The sequence below is a fragment of the Photobacterium ganghwense genome, from assembly GCF_003025595.1.
Lineage (GTDB): Bacteria > Pseudomonadota > Gammaproteobacteria > Enterobacterales > Vibrionaceae > Photobacterium > Photobacterium ganghwense.
In genome coordinates this window covers 1,014,778-1,036,206 of sequence record NZ_PYMI01000001.1, presented here as the reverse complement: position 1 = coordinate 1,036,206, position 21,429 = coordinate 1,014,778, and the positions used below count along the sequence as shown (strand labels likewise).

Genomic DNA, 21,429 nt, shown 5'->3' with positions numbered 1-21,429 from the left:
AAGGTTAGAGTTGAAACCGCCTACAGCAGAACACTGCCGTCAGCTGAAAAAGATGAGCCATTAAAATAGCCCGCATAATGCGGGCTATTTTTTGCCGGTTTACAGCAGGTACTGCGCATGAAAACGCAGGTGGTCTTCGATAAAGCTGGCAATGAAGTGGTAGCTGTGGTCGTACCCTTCATGCATCCGCAGTTCAAGCGGATAATCGACAGCCTGTGCCGCAGACAGCAAGGCTTCCGGCTTCAGTTGTTCCGCCAGAAAGTTATCCTGATCCCCCTGATCAACCAGGGCAGGCACGGGCTGGGCGTTATGCTTCATCAGCTCGGCACTGTCGTACGCTTTCCAGCTTTCCGGATCGTTGCCCAGATAGTGCGTGAAGGCTTTCTTCCCCCACGGGCAATTGACTGGGTTGGCAATCGGACTGAACGCTGACACGGAGGTGTAGCGGGACGGGTTGCGTAGGGCAATCATGAGTGCGCCATGGCCGCCCATGGAATGGCCACTGATCGCGCGTTTGTCGTTCACCGGAAAATGGGTTTCAATCAGTGCCGGCAGCTCATGCACCACGTAATCGTACATCCGGTAGTTTCGGTTCCACGGTGCCTGCGTGGCATTCACATAAAAACCGGCCCCGTGGCCAAAGTCATAGGCGCCGTCAGCATCATCCGGTACATCCTCACCGCGCGGGCTGGTATCCGGTGCGACAATGGCAATGCCGAGCTCGGCCGCTATCCGTTGGGCACCGGCTTTTTGCATAAAGTTTTCGTCGGTGCAGGTCAGTCCGGACAGCCAGTACAGCACCGGGACTTTTTCACCCTGTGCGATTTGTGGCGGCAGATAGATCGCAAAGCGCATCTCACAGCCCAGTACATCAGAGTGGTGGGTGTATTGTTTGTGCCAGCCGCCAAAGCTTTTATTCCAGCTTACGTTTTCGATAGTCATAACAGCTCTCATAACGCAGCCGGGAGGTGAATGCCTCCCGGCCAAACAGGTTATTTATCGTAGTGGATCACAGAGCGGATGCTTTTGCCTTCATGCATCAGGTCAAAAGCCTCGTTAATGCCTTCCAGACCCATGGTGTGGGTAATGAAGTCATCCAGCTTGAACTTGCCCGCCATGTAGTCTTCCACGATACCCGGAAGTTCTGAACGGCCTTTGACGCCACCAAAGGCTGAGCCTCGCCACACGCGACCAGTTACCAGCTGGAACGGACGGGTGGAAATTTCCTGTCCGGCACCAGCGACCCCGATGATCACCGACTCTCCCCAGCCTTTGTGGCAGCATTCCAGGGCGGAACGCATCACATTGACGTTACCGATACATTCAAACGAAAAGTCGACACCGCCGTCGGTCATCTCGACAATTACTTCCTGAATCGGCTTGTCATAATCGTTCGGGTTGATGCAATCGGTGGCTCCCAGCTTTTTCGCCAGCGCATATTTATCTTCGTTGATGTCAATCCCGATGATACGGCTGGCACCCGCCATGGTGGCGCCGATCACTGCTGAGAGACCAATTCCGCCCAGACCGAAAATGGCCACGGTATCGCCTTTCTGCACCTTGGCGGTTTTCAGTACGGCGCCCATCCCGGTGGTCACGCCACAGCCCAGCAGGCAGACTTCCTCCAGCGGAGCTTCCTTGTTGACTTTAGCCAGCGAGATTTCCGGCAGAACCGTGTATTCAGAGAACGTTGAGCAGCCCATGTAGTGATAAATCGGCTGACCGTCTTTGTAGAAGCGGGTGGTGCCGTCCGGCATCAGGCCTTTACCTTGCGTTTCACGGATCTTCTGGCACAGGTTGGTTTTGCCTGACAGGCAGAACTTACATTCGCCGCACTCCGGGGTATACAGCGGAATCACATGATCGCCTACGGCAACGCTGGTGACGCCTTCACCGACCATTTCTACAATACCGCCCCCTTCGTGGCCCAGAATGGCCGGGAAAATTCCCTCCGGGTCTTCGCCGGACAGGGTGAAGGCATCGGTGTGGCAGACGCCGGTCGCGACGATGCGCACCAGCACTTCGCCTTTCTTCGGCAGCATCACATCCACTTCCTCAATCGACAATGGCTGCTTCGGACCCCATGCAATGGCGGCGCGTGATTTGATGAATTTCTCTGACATGGTCGTGTTCTCTCCGTCTGAGTAAAGGGGTTACCCGTCTGTTATTCCCTGCGACTGCGACAAAAGCAATCGCTATAAAAATAGGTGATTTTCATGGCAAACGAGTGAGCGTGGCGAAATCCATCCGCTCACTGATATCTGGCTGTCAGTATATTTGTTTCTCGTGTGATGATAATTAGCTTAAAATGCAAATAACTTTTACTGTGTGGTAACAATAGACGAAATGTTTGGATGGGAAGGGGTCACCGAGTTTGCTTCGGTGGCAGAAACCGGCAGTTTCACGGGGGCATCAAGGCAACTTGGTATCTCTACCGCCCAGGTCAGCCGTCAAATCAGTGCCCTGGAAAACCGCCTGAATACCAAGCTGTTTTACCGGACGACCCGGAAAGTGTCGCTGACCGAAGAAGGTCAGTTGTACTACCGCCACTGCCGCCAGATTCTCGATAGCCTGGCTGAAGCTGAGCGGGCGATCAGTGAACGACAGGGTATGCCGCGGGGGCTGTTGAAGCTGACTGCACCGGTGACCTACGGCGAACAGTTCATCATGCCTTTGATTAATGACTTCATGCTGGAGTACCCGAGTATTGAAGTGACCATGATACTGACCAACCAGACTGTCGATCTGATTGATGGCGGTTACGATCTGGCGATTCGCCTTGGCCGCCTGAACAGCCCGTCGACGATGGTGGCTCGGCGACTGTCACACCGCACCCAGTTTGTGTGCGCCGCGCCGGAGTATCTGGAAAAGTACGGTACTCCGCACACTCTGTCTGAGCTGCGTCACCATAACTGCCTGATTGGCAATCACGATCACTGGCACTTTCAGGAAGCGGGGCGGGAGCGCAGCTTCAGAGTCACCGGTAACCTGCGTTGCAACAGCGGCAATGCCTTACGGGATGCCGCGCTGAAAGGGCTGGGGCTGATTCAGTTGCCGGATTACTACATCAGTGATGACCTTACCCAAGGACGGCTGATCCCTGTGTTGTCTGCGTTTCAGGAACCGGAAGAAGGAATATGGGTGCTGTATCCGCAAAACCGTCACTTGTCGCCAAAAGTGCGATTGCTGGTGGATTTTCTGGCCGAGCGCCTGCCGCGTCCCCGCCCGCTATGATGCGGTTCACCTTGATGTAAACTGGGATGGCGCGGCAGGTGCTGTCCTTGCACCTCGCATCTTGGCGGGGGTTGGGTATAATCAGCGCCCCATAAGCAGTTATCTTTCGGTAGACCAAGAGCCATGAGTGACCAGAACGCCCCGTCAAACGACGAAATTTTTATGCGCCGAGCCATTGAACTGGCTGCCCGGGCAGAAGCCGACGGGGAAGTCCCGGTTGGTGCCGTGATCGTCCACGAAGGGCGGGTGATTGGGGAAGGCTGGAATCGCTCTATTACTCAGCATGATGCAACGGCACATGCGGAAATCATGGCACTGCGTCAGGCCGGGCAAGTACTGCAAAATTACCGGCTGCTGGAAGCGACCCTTTACGTGACGCTGGAGCCCTGCCCTATGTGTGCCGGCGCCATGGTCCATAGCCGGATCGGCAAAGTGGTGTATGGGGCGCAAGATCCGAAAACTGGCGCTGCGGGCAGCATCATGAACCTGCTTAGCTATGAGCAGGCAAATCACCATGTGCTGATTCAGTCCGGTGTACTGGAAGTGGAATGCCGCGAGCAGTTGCAGGCTTTCTTCCGGCGGCGGCGAGCAGAGAAAAAAGCAGAAAAACTGGCCCGTCGCGCTGCAGAGCAGGCAACCGATCAGCAAGACAGTGATAAGCAGAACCGCTCTTAGTGATGGATGGTCAGCAAGGCTTGTTGTCGCGCTCACCACAAGACCAACTGAATGGCACCGTATAAACAAACAAGGGCTCAAATGAGCCCTTGTTTTCGTTGTGCCTGATATCGTCACGTACCCGAAAAAGGTGATAGCGTCTGAATGGTGGTGCGCCGGTGCGTGTGTATTTCTGTGCACAGCACCTTAGCACCTTAGCACCTTAGCACCTTGGACTTAACTGTGTCGGGTAACACAGGGTTACTCCGTACAACAGCTCAGGACAAAGTTACGATGCCGCCAGTGAATTTTTTTTCGAATGTTGGCGTGCAGGCGTTTACGGCGAGTTGCCGAGACCGCCATCCGCGTCCTCATTCGGTCAAGGGCTTTTTTCTTCGAAAACTGCATAGCGCCTCCTGCAAATATTTCTCTCCTGCCATACGGACTGTCCCGGTACGCAGGCTCCTTTTTCTGCAGTATCAGCGAAAATGATTGGGCTGTGGACCAGAATTATCCCGTATTGCTAGCGTGATCTCACTGAACTTGCTGTTTTTCATTGAAAGTGAAGGTCACGCGAGGGGGCTGGCCTGGGCTGGCTGTCGTCATGCAGGTTACAGCGCTTTCAGGCCGCTAGTTTCACCAGACACTAGCGTTTCCTGCCAATAACGTCATCAATTGCAGTTTGATTTTCCATGGCAGGTCAGAAACTGGCGAATGGCCGGTAACCCCATTAGTTACTGGCCGTTTTGTTGGCGCTGATGTCCGGTAGTTCATCCGACGGTGTAGTGGACGGTGGCGGTGGAACGGGCAGCGTGCTCTGGCTTTCAGAGACCGCTGGTGGCTGGATGGTGTTCAGCCCGTCCACAATGGCTATGTCATCGGTTGGCGGCAGGCTGTGTGCCTGCTCATAACCAATAATGCTCTGGTAATAGCGGCGGATGTTTTCCACGTAGTTCAGGGCTTCATCACCACGGGCATAGCCGTAGCGCGTCTGGGTGTAGAACTTACGCTTACGTAGCAACGGCAGCCGCTGTTTGACATCACTCCAGGCATCCGGGTTGCCGCCTTGTGATTTGGTCAGGCGACGGGCATCCATCAGGTGACCAAAGCCAACATTGTAAGAGGCCAGGGCAAACCAGACTTTCTCATGGTCTTCAATGCTGTCCGGGATCCGGGCGATGATTTTGCGCAGGTATTCCGTGCCGCCACGAATGCTCTGCTCTGGATCCAGACGATTCTTCACGCCTACAGCCTTGGCTGTAGGCAGGGTCAGCATCATCATGCCGCGTACGCCGGTCGGTGATACCGCCTGCGGATTCCAGTGCGATTCCTGATAGGACAGGGCGGCGATCAGGCGCCAGTCAAATTCCCCGGAATACTGCTGGAACAGATTTTTCCACTCTGGCAGTTTGTGATCCATGGCGCGCAGGAAGGCGCGGGTGTCAACATAGTCGAACTTGTCCACGTGGCCGAAGTACTTCTCTTCAAGTTTGGCCAGTTCACCGCTTTGTTTGATGTCGCCGAAGAATTCAATCAGCAGGGCATACAGGCTGTCGTCGTGACGCTGATTAACAAACCAGGCGATAGGTTCGTCTTCCGTCAGCTCTAATGCGGTCGCGATGTCCGGGTAAATCCGCTGGTTCAGGGCGACATCAACCGAGTCTGCCATGGTGTAGTCCAGCTCACCTTCCGCCACCTGGCGCATCAGCTCGTCACTGTCGGTTTCGACAACGCTGTTCCAGGTCAGGGTCGGGTGCTGGAGTTTGAGGAGGTGAAGGGTCTTTTCGTGGCTGGAGCCTTTCACGACGGTCAGCACACCTTTGTTTTCGGCCAGATCTTCGATGCTGCGCGGTCGCCATTGTCCTTTTTTATAGACCACTTTCTGGCTGGCGTAGTAGTAGGCCGGAGCGGCACGGAAATCGGCCAGGCGGTCGGCGGTCATGGTCAGCCCGGAGGCCAGGATATCCACATCGCCGCGCTTGAGGGTCGGGAACATGTTCGACAGGCTCAGCATCGGCTTCATTTCCAGCTTCACCCCCAGTTTTTTGGCAAACCGGCGGGCAAGCTCGTAGTCCAGCCCGGTCGGGCCATCGCTGCCGATGTAGTAGGAAAGCTGGTTATTGAGGGTGCCGACGCGAAGAACACCGTTTTCCCGAATACGCTCCAAATCTGTACGCGGAGCTTCCTGCCACAAGCAGCCGCTCAGAAGCAGGGTGCTTAGCAGTAAGGCTATGATATGTCTGACAGTGGAATGCGTTCGGAGATTGCTCAATTAACTATGCTCTCAGTATCTATCGGGCGTCCTTTATACCAAAGGTCATCAAATACGCAAAATCCTCGCCTGTATGACAGCAGTTTTTTGCGGTATGGGTATCCTGACAGGCTGTCAGAAAGGTCGGGCAGTATACCCGAAACCGGGGATGAGAATGAGGCATTTTCGTGGTTTTTTCGCGTGATCGAAAAAAAAACACGCAAACGGTTGCGTCAAGTGTTACGTCACAAAAAGATTTCCCTTATACTACGCCCCATCGCGACAAACTCGCCTCGTAAAATGCTGGCAAACGAGGTGGCATTGACGTAATTATCCCGGTCTTCGACGGGGATTAGGCCAATATCACCTTCATTCAACTGCTAATCGAGAGACGTACGCACATGGAAATTTTGCGTGGTTCACCCGCACTGTCTGAGTTTCGCGTTAACAAGCTGCTAGAGCGCTGCCGCGAATTAGATCTGCCTGTGTCAGGCATTTATGCTGAGTTCATGCACTTTGCTGATCTGTCAGCGCCGCTGAACAAGGAAGAGCAAGACAAGCTGGCCAGCCTGTTAACTTACGGTCCGACGATTGCAGAACATGAGCCTTCCGGCCTGCTGCTATTGGTGACACCTCGTCCGGGCACCATTTCTCCTTGGTCTTCCAAATCTACCGACATCGCCCGTAACTGTGCCCTGAGCCAGGTTAAGCGTCTTGAGCGCGGTACGGCCTACTATGTTGACACCACGGCATCTCTGACTGATGGCCAGCTGTCAGCCCTGAAAGGTCTGCTGCATGACCGCATGATGGAAGTGGTATTTACGGATCTGGACGCGGCTGGTGTGTTGTTTACACAGGCTGAACCGGCCCCGCTGAAAAGCGTGGACATCCTTGCTGGTGGCCGTCAGGCGCTTGAGGAAGCAAACGTTACCCTGGGTCTGGCACTGGCGGAAGATGAAATCGACTACCTGGTGGACAGCTTCATTAAGCTGGGCCGTAACCCGAATGACATCGAGCTGATGATGTTCGCACAGGCAAACTCTGAGCACTGCCGCCATAAGATCTTTAACGCGGACTGGACGATTGACGGGGTTGATCAGGCCAAGTCCCTGTTCAAGATGATCAAGAACACCTATGAGCAGCACGGCGACTACGTGCTGTCAGCTTACAAAGACAATGCCGCCGTTATGGAAGGTTCCACGGTGGGCCGTTTCTTCCCGGATGCGACCTCCCGTCAGTACCAGTACCATCAGGAAGACGCACACATTCTGATGAAGGTGGAAACTCACAACCACCCAACGGCTATCTCGCCATGGCCGGGTGCATCAACCGGTTCAGGCGGTGAAATCCGTGACGAAGGCGCAACAGGTATCGGCGGTAAGCCAAAAGCCGGTCTGGTGGGCTTTACTGTCTCGAACCTGCGAATTCCGAACTTTGTTCAGCCATGGGAAACCGACTTCGGCAAGCCGGAGCGTATTGTCAGCGCGCTGGATATCATGCTGGAAGGCCCGTTGGGCGGCGCCGCATTTAACAACGAATTTGGTCGTCCTAACCTGCTGGGTTACTTCCGTACGTATGAAGAAAAAGTGGCATCGCACAACGGTGAAGAAATTCGTGGTTACCACAAGCCAATCATGATTGCCGGTGGTATGGGTAACATCCGTGCTGAGCATGTGCAGAAGAAAGAGATCCCGGTTGGTGCCAAGCTAATCGTGCTGGGTGGCCCGGCGATGAATATCGGTCTGGGTGGTGGTGCCGCATCTTCTATGGCCTCTGGCCAGTCGGCCGAGGATCTGGATTTTGCGTCAGTACAGCGTGAAAACCCGGAAATGGAACGTCGTTGTCAGGAAGTGATTGATCGCTGCTGGCAGATGGGCGATGCCAACCCGATTGCGTTTATCCATGATGTGGGCGCGGGCGGTATCTCGAATGCCCTGCCTGAGCTGGTGAACGATGGCGAGCGTGGCGGTAAATTCCAGCTGCGTGACGTGCCGAATGACGAGCCGGGCATGAGCCCGCTGGAAATCTGGTGTAACGAATCTCAGGAACGTTACGTGCTGGCTGTGGCGGCTGAAGATATGGACGTGTTTGATGCTATCTGTCAGCGCGAGCGTGCCCCGTATGCGGTGGTGGGCGAAGCGACTGAAGAGCGTCATCTGACACTGGAAGACAGCCACTTCGACAATACTCCAATCGATATGCCGATGGATATCCTGCTGGGCAAGCCGCCGAAGATGCACCGTGACGTGACCACGCAGAAAGCAGAAGGTCAGGCGATTGATCGCAGCGGTATCGATCTGGAAGACGCGACCCAGCGTGTACTGCGTCTGCCGGCTGTGGCCGAGAAAACCTTCCTGATCACCATTGGTGACCGTACGGTAACTGGCCTGGTGGCGCGCGATCAGATGGTTGGCCCATGGCAGGTTCCGGTAGCGGACTGTGCGGTGACTGCAGCGAGCTACGACACGTATCACGGTGAAGCCATGTCGATGGGTGAGCGTACGCCGGTAGCACTGCTGGACTTTGCGGCTTCCTCCCGTCTGGCTGTCGGTGAAGCGATCACCAATATTGCCAGCGCCGATATCGGTGATTTGAAACGTATCAAGCTGTCTGCCAACTGGATGTCTGCAGCTGGTCACCCGGGTGAAGACGCTGGTCTGTATGAAGCAGTGAAAGCGGTGGGCGAAGAGCTGTGCCCGGCGCTGGGTCTGACGATTCCGGTCGGTAAAGACTCCATGTCAATGAAGACCAAGTGGCAGGATCAGGAGCAGGAAAAAGAAGTGACGGCACCGCTGTCGCTGATCATTACCGCGTTCGGTCGTGTCGAAGACATCCGCAAGACCGTAACGCCACAGCTGCGTACTGACAAAGGCGAGTCAACGCTGCTGCTGCTTGACCTGGGTTGCGGGAAGAACCGTCTGGGGGCGACTGCCCTGGCACAGGTTTACAAGCAACTGGGTGATGCCCCTGCAGACGTGGACAGCCCTGAGCTGCTGAAAGGCTTCTTTAACGCGGTTCAGGCACTGGTCCGTGATGAAAAAGTACTGGCTTACCACGACCGTGGTGACGGTGGTCTGTATGTCACTCTGGCTGAAATGGCTTTTGCCGGTCATACCGGGGTAGAAGTGGACATTAACACCACTGACGGCGATGCGTGTGACGATGTGCTGGCGACCCTGTTTAACGAAGAACTGGGCGCTGTGATTCAGGTACGCACTGATGACCTGGACGAGGTACAGTCGGTACTGGCCGCTCACGGTCTGGAAGCATGTAGCCACGTTATTGGTACAGTGGTTGACGAGGACGTACTGCGCATCTGGAACGGCAATGACCGTGTACTGGAGCAAAGCCGCACTGAACTGCGTACTATCTGGGCAGAAACAACGTACCAGATGCAGGCGATGCGCGATAACCCGGCGGGTGCTCTGCAGGAGTTTGACGCGAAGAAGGACGTGAACGATCCGGGCTTGAATGTTGCCCTGTCGTTCGACATCAATGAAGATGTGGCGGCCCCTTACATTGCCACTGGCGCTAAGCCGCAAATGGCGATTCTGCGTGAGCAGGGCGTGAACTCTCACGTTGAGATGGCTGCTGCCTTTGACCGTGCCGGTTTTGAAGCAAAAGATGTACACATGAGTGACATTCTGGCTGGCCGTGTTGCCCTGAACGACTTCCACGGCTTGGTTGCCTGTGGCGGCTTCTCTTACGGTGACGTACTGGGCGCCGGTGAAGGCTGGGCGAAGTCAGTCCTGTTCAACAATCTGGCTCGCGACCAGTTCGAGCGCTTCTTCCACCGTAACGACACGTTTGCACTGGGTGTGTGTAACGGCTGTCAGATGATGTCGAATCTGCGCGACCTGATTCCGGGTGCTGACCTGTGGCCGCGTTTTGTCCGTAACGAATCTGAGCGTTTCGAAGCCCGCTTCAGCCTGGTTGAAGTGCAGCAGAGCGACTCCCTGTTCTTTAACGGAATGGCAGGCTCACGTATGCCGATTGCCGTTTCTCACGGTGAAGGTCGTGTTGAAGTACGCAATGCTGAGCACCTGGCGGCGATTGAGCAGTCTGGCACTGTTGCACTGCGCTACCTGGACAACTACGGCAATGTGACCCAGAACTACCCGGCGAACCCGAACGGTTCTCCGAACGGTATTACCGGTCTGACGACGCAGGATGGCCGTGTAACTATCATGATGCCGCACCCTGAGCGTGTCTTCCGCACCGTGGCGAACTCATGGCATCCGGATGACTGGAGCGAGAACAGCCCGTGGATGCGTATGTTCCGCAACGCACGCGTGAACCTGGGATAATCCCCGGTATCTGTCGGTAAAAGAACGTCTTGTGAACAAAAACCGCCCTAAATGGGCGGTTTTTTTATTTCTGACACGAATTTTTCTCGCCGAATCGGCAAGATTTTGATTATGCTGGAAATAAGCGTTGAATATACCGCGGAGGCGATGTGATATTTTTCGATCTCGATAATACACTGCTTGATCATGATGGCGCTGAGCAACAGGCCATCCGGGTTTTTGCCGCGCGTTATTCATCGCAGATTCAGACTTGTTCTGATGGAATAGAACAAGACTGGCGTCGAATCACCGATCAGCAGCGTGCGCGCTGGCGTTCGGGTGAGTTGAGTTTCGAGCAGTTACGACGGGCACGAATCAGTGCTTTGTTCCGGACGCCACTGAGCGATGAACAGGCTGAAAGGCTGAGCGTGGAGTACTACCGGTTGTACCGCCAGCACTGGATGTTGTTTCCAGACGTGCTGCCGGCTCTAAACATCCTGCAGCAGTTGTCGCCTTTAGCCATTATCACGAACGGTTTTGCGTTTCATCAGGAAACCAAACTACGCGAAACCGGGATCCGGGATTATTTCCGGTTCATGGTGATTTCGGAAGAAGTGGGAGTGGCGAAACCGGATCGGCGGATTTTTCAGCACGCCCTGCGACGGGCCAGCGAACCGGCATCGGCCTGTTGGTACATCGGCAACCATCCGCAGCTGGATGCCCAGGCAGCCAGTGATGTGGGAATGAAAGCTGTTTGGTTGAACCGTAACCGGGCAGAAAATCGGGTATCGACCCGGGTGGTCAGAAGCCTGGAAGGGTTTGCGGATCTGGTGCGAATGCATGGCTGACTGCCCTGTTTGAATGCGGTCAGCGCCAATTTGGCAGGTTAGGGCAAAGAGAGAAACATTGTTCAAATAACTGTTGTGCTGTTGACATTACCCACATAAACTATGCGATTATTTTTTATCCCGATCACAGCCAGCTCCACACGCTTTCAAGGAAGAGAGAGAATAATGGACGACACACGCAATGGGTTTCTCCTTGCGGCCAAAGGGCTGGCTGCACTGGTGGTGATCTGCCTGATCCGCTATGCGGATACCTTCGCGGCAATTTTCAGTTTCAAGCAAATCGGGATCGTGCCCAGCGTGATTGCTACATTGGTACTGATTTCCGGTCTGACCGCGATTGCCGGGCTGTGCCGCGGCAATCGCTGGGGATTCATCCCGCTTTATTTCTTCATCCCCGCTGTCACCATGTTTTTCGGCTATAGCCTGATCCCGTATCTGCCCCAGCTGTTTCAGCCGGAGTTCCGGCAGCCGGTGATTGTGTTTCTCAACAGCCTGGTACTGATTTTTGCGGTACTGCTGTTGCTGAAAATGATGGACGACGATGTGGTGCTCCCCACAGAAAAATACTGAACCGCCTGTCAACAGGGGCGAACCTATTTGCTATACTGCGGGCAATATTAATCAGGCAGTTGGCGGCGTTTACGCCTGAGCCGTCACCGACCTCTGCTCAAGCAAAGGATGATGAACATGAAAAAAATTGAAGCCATCATTAAGCCGTTCAAGCTTGATGATGTTCGTGAAGCGCTGGCTGATGTCGGCATTACCGGTATGACCGTGTCAGAAGTGAAAGGATTTGGGCGTCAAAAAGGCCATACCGAGCTGTATCGCGGCGCGGAATACATGGTGGATTTTCTTCCGAAAGTGAAGCTGGAAATCGTGGTAGCCGATGATGTTGCTGACCAGTGCGTCGACACGATCATTGAAACGGCCCAGACGGGCAAAATCGGTGACGGTAAGATTTTCATCTTTGATGTCGAGCGTGTGGTGCGTATCCGTACCGGCGAAGAGGATGAAGAGGCGATCTGATCCCGCTTATTCAACCGTGCTATGAATGAAAGAACGCGCCCGGAGCGCGTTTTTTTATACCTGCAAGAAAAAGGTGCCCCGGTCGATATTTTTGTTTACCCAATAGCGCCTTGTCCAGCCAAAAGCTTTGTCCGCTTGACGTTATACAAGCAGAGAATAGGGCTATGCAGGGCCCTAGTGGTACAGGCAAAGCCATGCGTTGAATCTTTATCGGTTATCAAAATAAAAAAGGCTTGCGCGTTCGCAAGCCTTTTCTGTTCTTCGCTTTTAGCCAGTTGTCACCTGGTGACAGCGCTTGGTATCTGCTGGCGTTTACGCGTTCGCGCGGGTTTTTTGTGCCTGATTACCGCTGTAACGCCCCGGTTTATGGTTCATCGCCAGAACCAGATTCAGCATAAAGGCGCCGATCACTGAGTACATCAGAACCGTTGGGCTGACCAGGAAGAAAGAAGCCGTCAGAATCGCAAAGTCGATGCCCATCTGTAGCTTGCCGGCAGACCAGCCCATTTTTTCCTGCAGGTAAAGTACCAGCACATTAAACCCACCCAGGCTGGTTTTATGGCGGAACAGGATCAGCATCCCCAGGCCCATCAGTAGACCACCGATGACCGCGCAGTACAGCGGGTCAAGACGACTGATTTCTACCACCTGATAGAGGTTGTCGGTCATCACCGATACCAGGCTACCGGCGACCACGCTGGAGATGGCAAAGCTTTTCCCCATACGGAACCAGGCCATCAGGTAGAAAGGCATATTCATCATAAAGTACAGCTGGCCGAAAGTGAGATCGACAAAGTGACTCAGCAGCAGTGCCAGACCTGTGGTACCGCCGGTGAGCAGGTTAGCCTGCTGCAAAAAGAAAACGCCCTGAGAGACAATAAAGGTGCCGGTGAGAATGGCAATGATATTTTCTTTCAGTGAATGGGTATAACCGCTCAAGACAACACTCCTTTTCGTTGATGGCGCTCATCATAATCCTCCTTTAGTAAAAAGATGAGCCTCATCACGAAAACGCTTCAATGGCGTACGTATTAAATTATTTACAGATTTGTACAAATAAAATTTCACTATTTTCTTGTGTAATCAAATTTATGGTCTACCTGTTGTTTGGGCAGGGATTGATCAAGTTGAAAATAATTCATCCCCGACGAGAAAATAAATACTAATAAAAAGTCGCTTTAGGGCTACCTGATTGAGATCAATTTCTGTAAAATACGGCGTTATCTACCGGCATGACGAAAACGTTTGCGTCCGCGTGGCGCCTAGCTTTGCGATTTTCCAGTTTTGTGCCAAAAATGTATGTTTACCACCGCTTTGTCCGGGGCGCGAAAAACTGCCGCAACTTAGACAAAATGGTATGAAACAATCTGAGTCAGGAGAGACAGATGCTAAAGCGCGACATGAACATTGCCGATTACGACGCTGAACTATTTGCAGCCATTCAGGAAGAAACTGCGCGTCAGGAAGAGCACATTGAGTTAATTGCTTCTGAAAACTACACCAGTCCACGTGTGATGGAAGCACAGGGCTCTCAACTAACCAACAAGTATGCGGAAGGATATCCGGGTAAGCGTTACTATGGTGGCTGTGAGTATGTCGACAAAGCTGAGCAACTGGCTATCGATCGTGCGTGCCAACTGTTTGGTGCTGAGTACGCGAACGTTCAGCCGCACTCAGGTTCACAGGCAAACAACGCTGTTTACATGGCACTGCTGAATGCTGGCGATACCGTTCTGGGTATGAGCCTGGCACACGGTGGTCACCTGACTCACGGTTCTCCGGTTAACTTCTCTGGTAAGCTGTACAACATCATTCCTTACGGTATCGATGCTGACGGTCAGATTGACTACGCCGAAGTGGAAGCGCTGGCACTTGAGCACAAGCCGAAGATGATCATCGGTGGTTTCTCTGCCTACTCACAGATTGTTGACTGGAAACGCATGCGTGAAATCGCTGACAAAGTGGGCGCGTACTTCTTTGTTGATATGGCGCACGTTGCTGGTCTGATTGCTGCGGGTGTTTACCCGAACCCGGTACCACATGCCCACGTGGTAACAACGACTACGCACAAAACACTGGCGGGCCCACGTGGTGGTCTGATCCTGTCAAATGCTGGCGAAGAGTTGTACAAGAAACTGAACTCAGCTGTTTTCCCTGGCGGTCAGGGTGGTCCTCTGATGCACGTGATTGCCGCGAAAGCCGTGGCTTTCAAAGAAGCAATGGAGCCTGAGTTCAAAGACTACCAGGCGCGTGTTGTGGAAAACGCAAAAGCAATGGTTGGTGAGTTCCTGGAGCGCGGTTACAAGATCGTTTCCGGCGGTACTGAAAACCACCTGTTCCTGGTTGACCTGATTGACAAAGGTATCACAGGTAAAGAAGCGGATGCCGCACTGGGCGCTGCAAACATCACTGTGAACAAAAACAGCGTACCGAATGATCCACGCAGCCCGTTCGTTACATCAGGTATCCGTGTTGGTACCCCAGCGATCACTCGCCGTGGCTTCACCGTTGAAGATGCCAAGCAGCTGGCTGGTTGGATGTGTGACGTGATGGACAACATCGACAATCCTGAAGTGATTGAAGCGACGAAAGCGAAGGTGCTGGAAATCTGTAAGCGCCTGCCTGTTTACGCATAATCACTCGTTATCGCGTTCTGATGTTTTTGAGGGCTTGCTGCGGCAAGCCCTTTTGTTATTCTGCTTTCTGCTTTCTGCTTTCTGCTTTCTGCTTTCTGCTTTCTGCTTTCTGCTTTCTGCTTTCTGCTTTCTGCTTTCTGCTTTTGTCGATCATACGGAAATTGCTGCCTTTCCGGCATAAAATTCATCCGAGTACTCTCTACATAGCGCTGAAATGGGGTACACTGAGATACCGAAAATAAGGAGGCAAGATGCATTGTCCTTTTTGTGGTGCGAATGACACCAAAGTGATCGATTCTCGCCTGGTGGCAGATGGTCACCAGGTACGCCGTCGCCGTCAGTGCCTGGCGTGCAACGAGCGTTATACGACATTCGAAACAGCCGAGCTGGTGATGCCTCGGGTGATCAAAACCAATGGCAGCCGCGACCCGTTTAACGAAGATAAGTTACGCGGTGGAATTCAGCGTGCGCTGGAAAAGCGCCCGGTCAGCACCGACGATATCGAGCGGGCGATCAACACTATCAAGTCACGGTTGCGGGCTACCGGCGAGCGTGAAGTGCCGTCAGAAATGATCGGTAATCTGGTGATGGAATCGCTCAAAGAGCTGGATAAAGTCGCTTATATTCGCTTTGCCTCTGTTTACCGCAGTTTTGAAGATATTCGTGAGTTTGGTGAAGAGATCGCCAAACTGGAAAAGTAAGTCCTCCAGCCGGGCCGTAACGGGTCCGGCCAGTCTGAGAAGAATCGTAGTCAAATGTTCTCACCTAATGACCATGCCATGATGCATCGTGCCATCACTCTGGCACAACGCGGTCAGTACACGACAGCCCCAAACCCCAATGTGGGGTGTGTAATTGCTCACGGCGAAGAAATTGTCGGCGAGGGATTCCACTACCGTGCCGGTCAACCCCATGCTGAAGTCTTTGCCCTGCGTGCGGCCGGTGAGCGAGCAAAAGGCGCGACCGCCTACGTAACGCTGGAACCCTGTTCCCATTACGGCCGTACTCCGCCGTGTGCTGAAGCGTTGGTGAACGCAGGGGTCAGCCGGGTGGTATGCGCCATGGTGGATCCGAACCCCAAAGTTGCCGGTCGCGGTATCAAGATGTTGCAGGAGGCGGGCATTGACGTTGCGGTTGGGCTGTTGGCGCAAGATGCTGAGGCGCTGAATCCCGGGTTCATCAAGCGAATGAAAACCGGCCGCCCGTTTGTCCAACTGAAACTGGCAGCCAGCCTGGATGGTCGCACTGCGCTGGCAAATGGTGAAAGCAAGTGGATCACCGGTCCGGCCGCCAGAGCCGATGTGCAGCGTTATCGCGCTAAAGCCGGTGCAATTCTCTCAACCAGTGCGACTGTGCTGGCAGACAATCCTTCCCTGAACGTGCGCTGGGCCTCACTGAACCCCAGTGTGCAGCAGCAGTACCCTGAACACGAACTCCGTCAGCCGATACGTGTCATTATCGACAGCCGCAACCGGGTAACACCGTTGCATCAGCTGATCGGTCTGCCGGGCGAAACGCTGCTGATTAGGACTCAGGCGGACACCCAGACATGGCCAGAGTCTGTGCAGCAGGTGCTGGTGCCGGCCACAGCGGTACAAGCTTCAATAGCACACCCTTTGGGACAGATTGATCTGAGCGCACTGATGGACACACTGGCTGGTCATGATATTAACCATATCTGGGTGGAAGCCGGTGCCGGATTGGCCGGTGCGCTGCTCGCTGCCGGGCTGGTCGATGAACTGATTTTGTACCAGGCACCTAAACTGATGGGAAGTGACAGTCGCGGGCTGGTGGATCTCCGCGGTCTGACGGCGATGGCTCAGGTGCCGGAGCTGATCATCAGCGATGTTCGCATGGTTGGCCCGGATATCCGTATTACGGCACGTCCCATACACAATTAATCAAAAAGGTTTTTCATGTTTACTGGCATTATCGAAGCGGTCGGTACCCTTACCGCGCTGACACCGAAAGGCAAAGACATTTCTGTAACCGTGGAGTCCGGCAAGCTCGATCTATCCGATGTAAAATTGGGGGACAGTATTGCCACGAATGGCGTGTGCCTGACCGTGGTTGCCCTAACCGGGTCCGGTTATGTAGCCGATCTGTCACTGGAGACTTTGCAACGGACAGCGTTTGCTTCCTACAAGCCGGGCCAGAAAGTGAATCTGGAAAAAGCCATGTTGCCGACCACCCGTTTCGGGGGGCATATGGTCTCGGGCCATGTCGACCATGTGGCGGAGATTGTCGAGCGGACACAAACCGGTCGTGCCATTGAGTTCTGGGTGAAGGTGCCGTCGCATCTGGCGAAATACATCGCTGAGAAAGGCTCGGTGGCCGTCGACGGAATCAGCCTGACCGTTAACGCCGTGCGTGGCGACGAATTCAAACTGACCATCGTGCCGCATACTGCGCTTGAAACCACGATGGAAAGCTTCAAGCCGGGTCGCAAAGTGAATCTGGAAGTGGATGTGATTGCCCGATACCTGGAGCGCCTGATGCTGGGAGAGAAAGCCGCAGCTCAGTCGTCACAGGTTTCGATGGATCTATTGGCACGTAGCGGATTTCTGAGATAACCGCCAAGGCGGTTCAGCAAGCAGACACAACAACAAAAGGTAGCGTTATGGCATTGAGCAGTGCAAAGGAAATCATTGAGGATATCCGTCAGGGCAAAATGGTCATTCTGATGGATGATGAAGATCGGGAAAACGAAGGCGATCTGATCATTGCCGCCGAAAAAATCACCCCTGAGGCCATTAACTTTATGGCGCGCCACGGACGTGGCTTGATTTGCCTGACGCTGACTAAGCAGCGCTGTCAGCAGCTCAAGCTGCCGCTGATGGTGCAGGACAATACTGAGCAGTTCAGCACGAACTTCACCGTTTCCATTGAAGCGGCGGAAGGGGTGACAACCGGTATCTCTGCCGCAGACCGTGCTCGCACAGTGCAGGCCGCGGTGGCCCAGCATGCAACCCCAGCTGACATCGTGATGCCGGGCCATATCTTCCCGCTGATGGCGCAGGAAGGCGGAGTGCTGGCGCGCGCTGGTCACACCGAAGCCGGTTGTGATATCGCTCGTCTGGCGGGGCTGGAGCCGGCCAGTGTGATTGTTGAAATCCTCAATGAAGACGGCACTATGGCACGCCGTCCGGACCTGGAAGTGTTCGCCGAGCAGCATGGTCTGAAACTGGGGACCATTGCTGATCTGATTGAGTACCGCAACAATAACGAAACCACCATTGAGCGTATCGCGCAGTGTATTCTGCCAACAGAGTTCGGTGAGTTTGAGATGATCACTTACCGCGACACCATCGACAGCCAGGTCCATTTTGCGCTGCAGAAAGGGCCGGTTTCTGCTGATACGCCAGCGCTGGTACGTGTGCATTTGCAGGACACTTTCAAAGACATTCTGCACTCCGGTGCCAGCCAGTGGACACTGCCGTGTGCTATGAAACGTATCGCCGATGAGGGCGGGGTGCTGGTGGTTCTGAGCAAAGCGGAAAATCCGGAATCACTGATTACCAAGGTGCAGCATATGGCGGCGCAACGTGAGGGCAACCCGCAGGTGAAGCTCAACCCGAAAGACCAGTCTCGTCAGGTCGGTGTCGGCTCACAGATTCTGTCTGACCTTGGGGTCTCCAAGATGCGCCTGCTGTCATCCAGTACCCAGCGTTACCACTCACTGTCCGGATTCGGTCTGGAAGTGGTCGAATATATTTGCGAATAACCACATCGCTGTTCGTATTTTATCAGCGGGCCCTGGCCCGCTGACTTATCATTTAATAGCCGGAACAGAAAGTGCGGCGTTCTCGCTTTATACGTATGAAAGATGCCAATTGGTATAACGCATAAAGTGTGATAGACTCCCGCGGTTTCTCATACCGGAAAAAAGACATAGTCACAGGAAGGCCCATGAAGGTAATCGAAGGCGCCATCGCGGCACCAAACGCAAAAGTTGCTATCGTAATTTCTCGCTTCAACAGCTTCATTAATGAAAGCTTGCTGGAAGGCGCTCTGGATGCGCTGAAACGTCAGGGTCAGGTAAGTGATGACAACATTACTGTTGTACGTTGCCCTGGTGCTTACGAGCTGCCTTTGGTTGCTCAGCAAGTAGCTAAAAGCGATCGTTATGACGCTATTGTTGCGCTTGGCTCTGTGATCCGTGGCGGTACGCCACACTTTGATTATGTTGCCGGTGAGTGTAACAAAGGTCTGGCACAGGTTGCTCTGGAGTACAACACTCCGGTGGCATTTGGTGTACTGACTGTTGATACCATCGAACAAGCCATTGAGCGTGCCGGTACCAAGGCTGGTAATAAAGGGGCAGAGGCTGCACTAAGCGCGCTTGAAATGGTTAATGTCCTGTCCCAAATTGAATCCTAATGGGGGTTAGTGTGAAACCAGCCGCACGTCGTAATGCACGTCAGTTTGCAGTGCAAGCTATTTACTCTTGGCAAATCACCAAAGGCAATGTTGCTGATATCGAGCAGCATTTCCTGTCTGGCGACAACTTTGAAGAAGAAGAGCATCAGGCTGATGCCCCTGTTCTGGCTGCACCGCAGACAGACGTTGCCTACTTCCGTGATCTGCTGACGGGTGTTGTTCTGAACCACCAGGAACTGGACAGCAAAATGCGTCCATACCTGTCACGTCCGCTACAGGACCTGGATCAGATGGAACTTGCTCTGCTTCGTCTGGCTATGTACGAGATGATGAAGCGTGATGACGTACCATACAAAGTAGTGATTAACGAAGCGATCGAACTGGCGAAAGCCTTCGGCGCGGAAGACAGCCACAAGTTTGTGAATGGTGTGCTGGATAAAGCGGCACCGACACTTCGTAAGAAGTAAGCGCGAATACTTACAAGGCCAGCACTGCTGGCCTTTTTTCTATCTAGACTGAGAACCCTTCCATAAAAGCACATGGCAACAAACGAATTTGATCTGATTGCCCGTTATTTCTCCCAGCAGGCGGTCTCCCGGAAAGATGTTCCTTTAGCAATCGGCGATGACTGCGCCTTGCTCGAAGTGCCGTCTGGCAGTCAACTGGCGGTCAGCACCGACTCACTGGTATGCGGTACCCACTTCCTGCCTGATGCCGATCCTGCGCTTGTTGCGCACAAGGCACTGGCATCTAATCTTAGTGATCTCGCAGCGATGGGGGCGACCCCTGCCTGGGTATCACTGGCGCTGACGATGCCGGAACCTGATGAAACCTGGCTGGCCCGGTTCTGTGAGGGCTTCTTTGCCCTGGCGGAGTACTATCAGGTGCAGCTGGTGGGGGGCGATACCACCAAAGGGCCGTTGAGTATTACTCTGACGGTGCATGGTTTTGTCCCTCAGGGACAGGCGCTGACCCGCAGCGGGGCAAAGGTCGGGGACTGGGTGTATGTGACCGGCAACCTGGGTGATAGCGCCGCCGGACTGGCATTGCTGCTCAACCAGCAACACTCTGACGATGCCCAGCTGGCGGCAACACTGCTATCGCGCCATTATGAGCCGCAACCCCGGATTCTGGCCGGGCAAGCACTGCGTGATATAGCTTCGGCAGCTCTGGATATTTCAGATGGCCTGATTTCAGATCTGGGACATATCCTGAAGCGGTCCGGGGTCGGGGCTGAGCTGGATGTGGATGCTCTGCCGCTGTCACCCGAGCTGTGCCAGTTTATGCCTGACCGAGATAAGGCGCTGCAACTTGCGCTGACCAGCGGGGAGGAGTACGAACTCTGCTTTACCGTACCGGCACAAAATCGTGGCGCGGTTGATACGACGATGGCCCACACCGGTGTAAAGGCAACCTGTATCGGCCAGATTCGGGCGGGCAGTGCAGTCAGCCTGGTGCGCGATGGCCAGCCGTTGGACTGGCAATTGCATGGTTATGATCATTTTGCGGAGTAAGCTGTGACGGATCCGAAAGCAAACATTAATCTGAAAAACCCGTGGCATCTGCTAGCGACCGGATTCGGTAGCGGGTTGTCACCGGTCGTACCGGGCACCATGGGGACTCTCGCGGCTGTGCCGTTTTACTTGTTGCTGGCGCAGCTACCGTATGGCATCTACCTGCTGTTGACGCTGGTCGCGGCGGTGGTGGGCATCCGGATTTGTCAGCGCACGTCTGATGATATGGGGGTGCACGACCACGGCAGTATTGTCTGGGACGAGTTTGTCGGGTTCTGGATCACCATGGCCATTGCGCCGGTAGTGAGCTGGCAATGGGTATTGACCGGTTTTATCCTGTTCCGCTTTTTCGATATGGTGAAGCCGTGGCCAATCAGCTGGCTGGACAAACATGTTCATGGCGGGCTGGGGATCATGGTGGATGATATTCTGGCAGGTTTCATGGCCATGATCGCCCTATGGGGAACAGGCCACTGGCTGGGCTGGTAGCTACGTGGGCAGTTAGTCACGATCTCAGTACGGGATAAAAAGCCAAACTTAAAACCGTCAGAAAGAAAAAACCGCGCATTGCGCGGTTTTTTAAATTGGACTTGCCTGAGG

20 protein-coding genes are annotated in these 21,429 nt (G+C 54.0%); 15 read left to right on the top strand and 5 right to left on the bottom strand.

What is annotated here, in order from left to right:
* Window positions 1-99: 99 nt before the first annotated feature.
* Complete coding sequence (gene fghA / locus C9I92_RS04565; RefSeq protein ID WP_047883947.1) at window positions 100-942, bottom strand: S-formylglutathione hydrolase; 843 nt, start codon at window positions 940-942, stop codon at window positions 100-102.
* A gap of 50 nt (window positions 943-992) precedes the next feature.
* A complete protein-coding gene (locus C9I92_RS04560) occupies window positions 993-2,123 on the bottom strand; it encodes an S-(hydroxymethyl)glutathione dehydrogenase/class III alcohol dehydrogenase (protein ID WP_047883946.1) in 1,131 nt (376 codons plus the stop codon).
* A gap of 223 nt (window positions 2,124-2,346) precedes the next feature.
* On the opposite strand from C9I92_RS04560, the gene C9I92_RS04555 reads away from it, so the two are divergent.
* Together C9I92_RS04555 and tadA are read left to right on the top strand one after the other, a co-directional pair.
* Complete coding sequence (locus tag C9I92_RS04555) at window positions 2,347-3,234, top strand: LysR substrate-binding domain-containing protein (RefSeq protein WP_047883945.1); 888 nt, start codon at window positions 2,347-2,349, stop codon at window positions 3,232-3,234.
* Window positions 3,235-3,357: 123 nt separating this feature from the next.
* Window positions 3,358-3,909, top strand: coding sequence for a tRNA adenosine(34) deaminase TadA (tadA, locus tag C9I92_RS04550; RefSeq protein WP_047883944.1), 552 nt, complete (start codon window positions 3,358-3,360; stop codon window positions 3,907-3,909).
* A gap of 709 nt (window positions 3,910-4,618) precedes the next feature.
* On the opposite strand, the gene mltF is transcribed toward tadA, so the two are convergent.
* A complete protein-coding gene (mltF, locus tag C9I92_RS04545) occupies window positions 4,619-6,160 on the bottom strand; it encodes a membrane-bound lytic murein transglycosylase MltF (RefSeq protein ID WP_084712463.1) in 1,542 nt (513 codons plus the stop codon).
* 380 nt (window positions 6,161-6,540) lie between these two features.
* Between mltF and purL the strand changes: the two genes are divergently transcribed.
* The 4 genes from purL to glnB all read left to right on the top strand — a co-directional run bounded on the left by purL (window position 6,541) and on the right by glnB (window position 12,299).
* Window positions 6,541-10,446, top strand: coding sequence for a phosphoribosylformylglycinamidine synthase (gene purL / locus C9I92_RS04540; protein WP_047883943.1), 3,906 nt, complete (start codon window positions 6,541-6,543; stop codon window positions 10,444-10,446).
* Window positions 10,447-10,595: 149 nt separating this feature from the next.
* Window positions 10,596-11,273, top strand: a complete 678-nt coding sequence (locus tag C9I92_RS04535; RefSeq protein WP_047883942.1) for an HAD family hydrolase — start codon at window positions 10,596-10,598, stop codon at window positions 11,271-11,273.
* 165 nt (window positions 11,274-11,438) lie between these two features.
* Window positions 11,439-11,843 (top strand): hypothetical protein, encoded by a 405-nt coding sequence (locus tag C9I92_RS04530; protein ID WP_047883941.1) that lies wholly within the window; start codon window positions 11,439-11,441, stop codon window positions 11,841-11,843.
* Between the two features lie 117 nt (window positions 11,844-11,960).
* The gene (gene glnB / locus C9I92_RS04525; RefSeq protein ID WP_047883940.1) at window positions 11,961-12,299 is read left to right on the top strand and encodes a nitrogen regulatory protein P-II; all 339 of its coding nucleotides are present in this window, start codon (window positions 11,961-11,963) and stop codon (window positions 12,297-12,299) included.
* A gap of 312 nt (window positions 12,300-12,611) precedes the next feature.
* Here the strand turns inward: glnB and C9I92_RS04520 are convergent, their stop codons facing one another.
* Window positions 12,612-13,238: a YitT family protein gene (locus C9I92_RS04520; RefSeq protein WP_047883939.1), complete on the bottom strand. Its 627-nt coding sequence runs from the start codon at window positions 13,236-13,238 to the stop codon at window positions 12,612-12,614.
* 446 nt (window positions 13,239-13,684) lie between these two features.
* On the opposite strand from C9I92_RS04520, the gene glyA reads away from it, so the two are divergent.
* On the top strand, window positions 13,685-14,935 hold the full coding sequence (gene glyA / locus C9I92_RS04515; protein WP_047883938.1) for a serine hydroxymethyltransferase: 1,251 nt from the start codon (window positions 13,685-13,687) through the stop codon (window positions 14,933-14,935).
* On the opposite strand, the gene C9I92_RS04510 is transcribed toward glyA, so the two are convergent.
* Complete coding sequence (locus C9I92_RS04510) at window positions 14,926-15,123, bottom strand: hypothetical protein (RefSeq protein ID WP_107193809.1); 198 nt, start codon at window positions 15,121-15,123, stop codon at window positions 14,926-14,928. The genes glyA and C9I92_RS04510 overlap by 10 nt on opposite strands.
* Before the next feature lie 63 nt (window positions 15,124-15,186).
* On the opposite strand from C9I92_RS04510, the gene nrdR reads away from it, so the two are divergent.
* The 8 genes from nrdR (at window position 15,187) to pgpA (ending at window position 21,318) form a co-directional block, all read left to right on the top strand.
* A complete protein-coding gene (gene nrdR, locus C9I92_RS04505) occupies window positions 15,187-15,636 on the top strand; it encodes a transcriptional regulator NrdR (protein WP_047883937.1) in 450 nt (149 codons plus the stop codon).
* A gap of 54 nt (window positions 15,637-15,690) precedes the next feature.
* Window positions 15,691-16,836, top strand: a complete 1,146-nt coding sequence (ribD, locus tag C9I92_RS04500) for a bifunctional diaminohydroxyphosphoribosylaminopyrimidine deaminase/5-amino-6-(5-phosphoribosylamino)uracil reductase RibD (RefSeq protein WP_047883936.1) — start codon at window positions 15,691-15,693, stop codon at window positions 16,834-16,836.
* 15 nt (window positions 16,837-16,851) lie between these two features.
* A complete protein-coding gene (locus C9I92_RS04495; protein ID WP_047883935.1) occupies window positions 16,852-17,508 on the top strand; it encodes a riboflavin synthase in 657 nt (218 codons plus the stop codon).
* A 47-nt stretch (window positions 17,509-17,555) separates the two neighbouring features.
* Window positions 17,556-18,659: a bifunctional 3,4-dihydroxy-2-butanone-4-phosphate synthase/GTP cyclohydrolase II gene (ribBA, locus tag C9I92_RS04490; protein WP_047883934.1), complete on the top strand. Its 1,104-nt coding sequence runs from the start codon at window positions 17,556-17,558 to the stop codon at window positions 18,657-18,659.
* Between the two features lie 185 nt (window positions 18,660-18,844).
* Entirely contained in the window at window positions 18,845-19,315 is a 471-nt protein-coding gene (gene ribH, locus C9I92_RS04485) for a 6,7-dimethyl-8-ribityllumazine synthase (RefSeq protein WP_047878822.1), read from the top strand.
* A complete protein-coding gene (nusB, locus tag C9I92_RS04480) occupies window positions 19,315-19,782 on the top strand; it encodes a transcription antitermination factor NusB (protein WP_047883933.1) in 468 nt (155 codons plus the stop codon). The genes ribH and nusB overlap by 1 nt, the downstream gene beginning before the upstream one ends.
* Window positions 19,783-19,854: 72 nt before the next feature.
* Complete coding sequence (gene thiL / locus C9I92_RS04475) at window positions 19,855-20,829, top strand: thiamine-phosphate kinase (protein ID WP_047883932.1); 975 nt, start codon at window positions 19,855-19,857, stop codon at window positions 20,827-20,829.
* A 3-nt stretch (window positions 20,830-20,832) separates the two neighbouring features.
* The gene (pgpA, locus tag C9I92_RS04470) at window positions 20,833-21,318 is read left to right on the top strand and encodes a phosphatidylglycerophosphatase A (RefSeq protein ID WP_047883931.1); all 486 of its coding nucleotides are present in this window, start codon (window positions 20,833-20,835) and stop codon (window positions 21,316-21,318) included.
* Window positions 21,319-21,429 lie beyond the last annotated feature (111 nt).

Excerpts from the sequence above, each read along its gene's own strand:
- fghA (WP_047883947.1), bottom strand. The coding sequence starts at position 942 with ATGACTATCGAAAACGTAAGCTGGAATAAAAGCTTTGGCGGCTGGCAC.
- C9I92_RS04560 (WP_047883946.1), bottom strand. The coding sequence starts at position 2,123 with ATGTCAGAGAAATTCATCAAATCACGCGCCGCCATTGCATGGGGTCCG.
- C9I92_RS04555 (WP_047883945.1), top strand. The coding sequence starts at position 2,347 with ATGTTTGGATGGGAAGGGGTCACCGAGTTTGCTTCGGTGGCAGAAACC.
- tadA (WP_047883944.1), top strand. The coding sequence starts at position 3,358 with ATGAGTGACCAGAACGCCCCGTCAAACGACGAAATTTTTATGCGCCGA.
- purL (WP_047883943.1), top strand. The coding sequence starts at position 6,541 with ATGGAAATTTTGCGTGGTTCACCCGCACTGTCTGAGTTTCGCGTTAAC.
- C9I92_RS04530 (WP_047883941.1), top strand. The coding sequence starts at position 11,439 with ATGGACGACACACGCAATGGGTTTCTCCTTGCGGCCAAAGGGCTGGCT.
- glnB (WP_047883940.1), top strand. The coding sequence starts at position 11,961 with ATGAAAAAAATTGAAGCCATCATTAAGCCGTTCAAGCTTGATGATGTT.
- glyA (WP_047883938.1), top strand. The coding sequence starts at position 13,685 with ATGCTAAAGCGCGACATGAACATTGCCGATTACGACGCTGAACTATTT.
- C9I92_RS04510 (WP_107193809.1), bottom strand. The coding sequence starts at position 15,123 with ATGAATTTTATGCCGGAAAGGCAGCAATTTCCGTATGATCGACAAAAG.
- nrdR (WP_047883937.1), top strand. The coding sequence starts at position 15,187 with ATGCATTGTCCTTTTTGTGGTGCGAATGACACCAAAGTGATCGATTCT.
- ribD (WP_047883936.1), top strand. The coding sequence starts at position 15,691 with ATGTTCTCACCTAATGACCATGCCATGATGCATCGTGCCATCACTCTG.
- C9I92_RS04495 (WP_047883935.1), top strand. The coding sequence starts at position 16,852 with ATGTTTACTGGCATTATCGAAGCGGTCGGTACCCTTACCGCGCTGACA.
- ribBA (WP_047883934.1), top strand. The coding sequence starts at position 17,556 with ATGGCATTGAGCAGTGCAAAGGAAATCATTGAGGATATCCGTCAGGGC.
- ribH (WP_047878822.1), top strand. The coding sequence starts at position 18,845 with ATGAAGGTAATCGAAGGCGCCATCGCGGCACCAAACGCAAAAGTTGCT.
- nusB (WP_047883933.1), top strand. The coding sequence starts at position 19,315 with ATGGGGGTTAGTGTGAAACCAGCCGCACGTCGTAATGCACGTCAGTTT.
- thiL (WP_047883932.1), top strand. The coding sequence starts at position 19,855 with ATGGCAACAAACGAATTTGATCTGATTGCCCGTTATTTCTCCCAGCAG.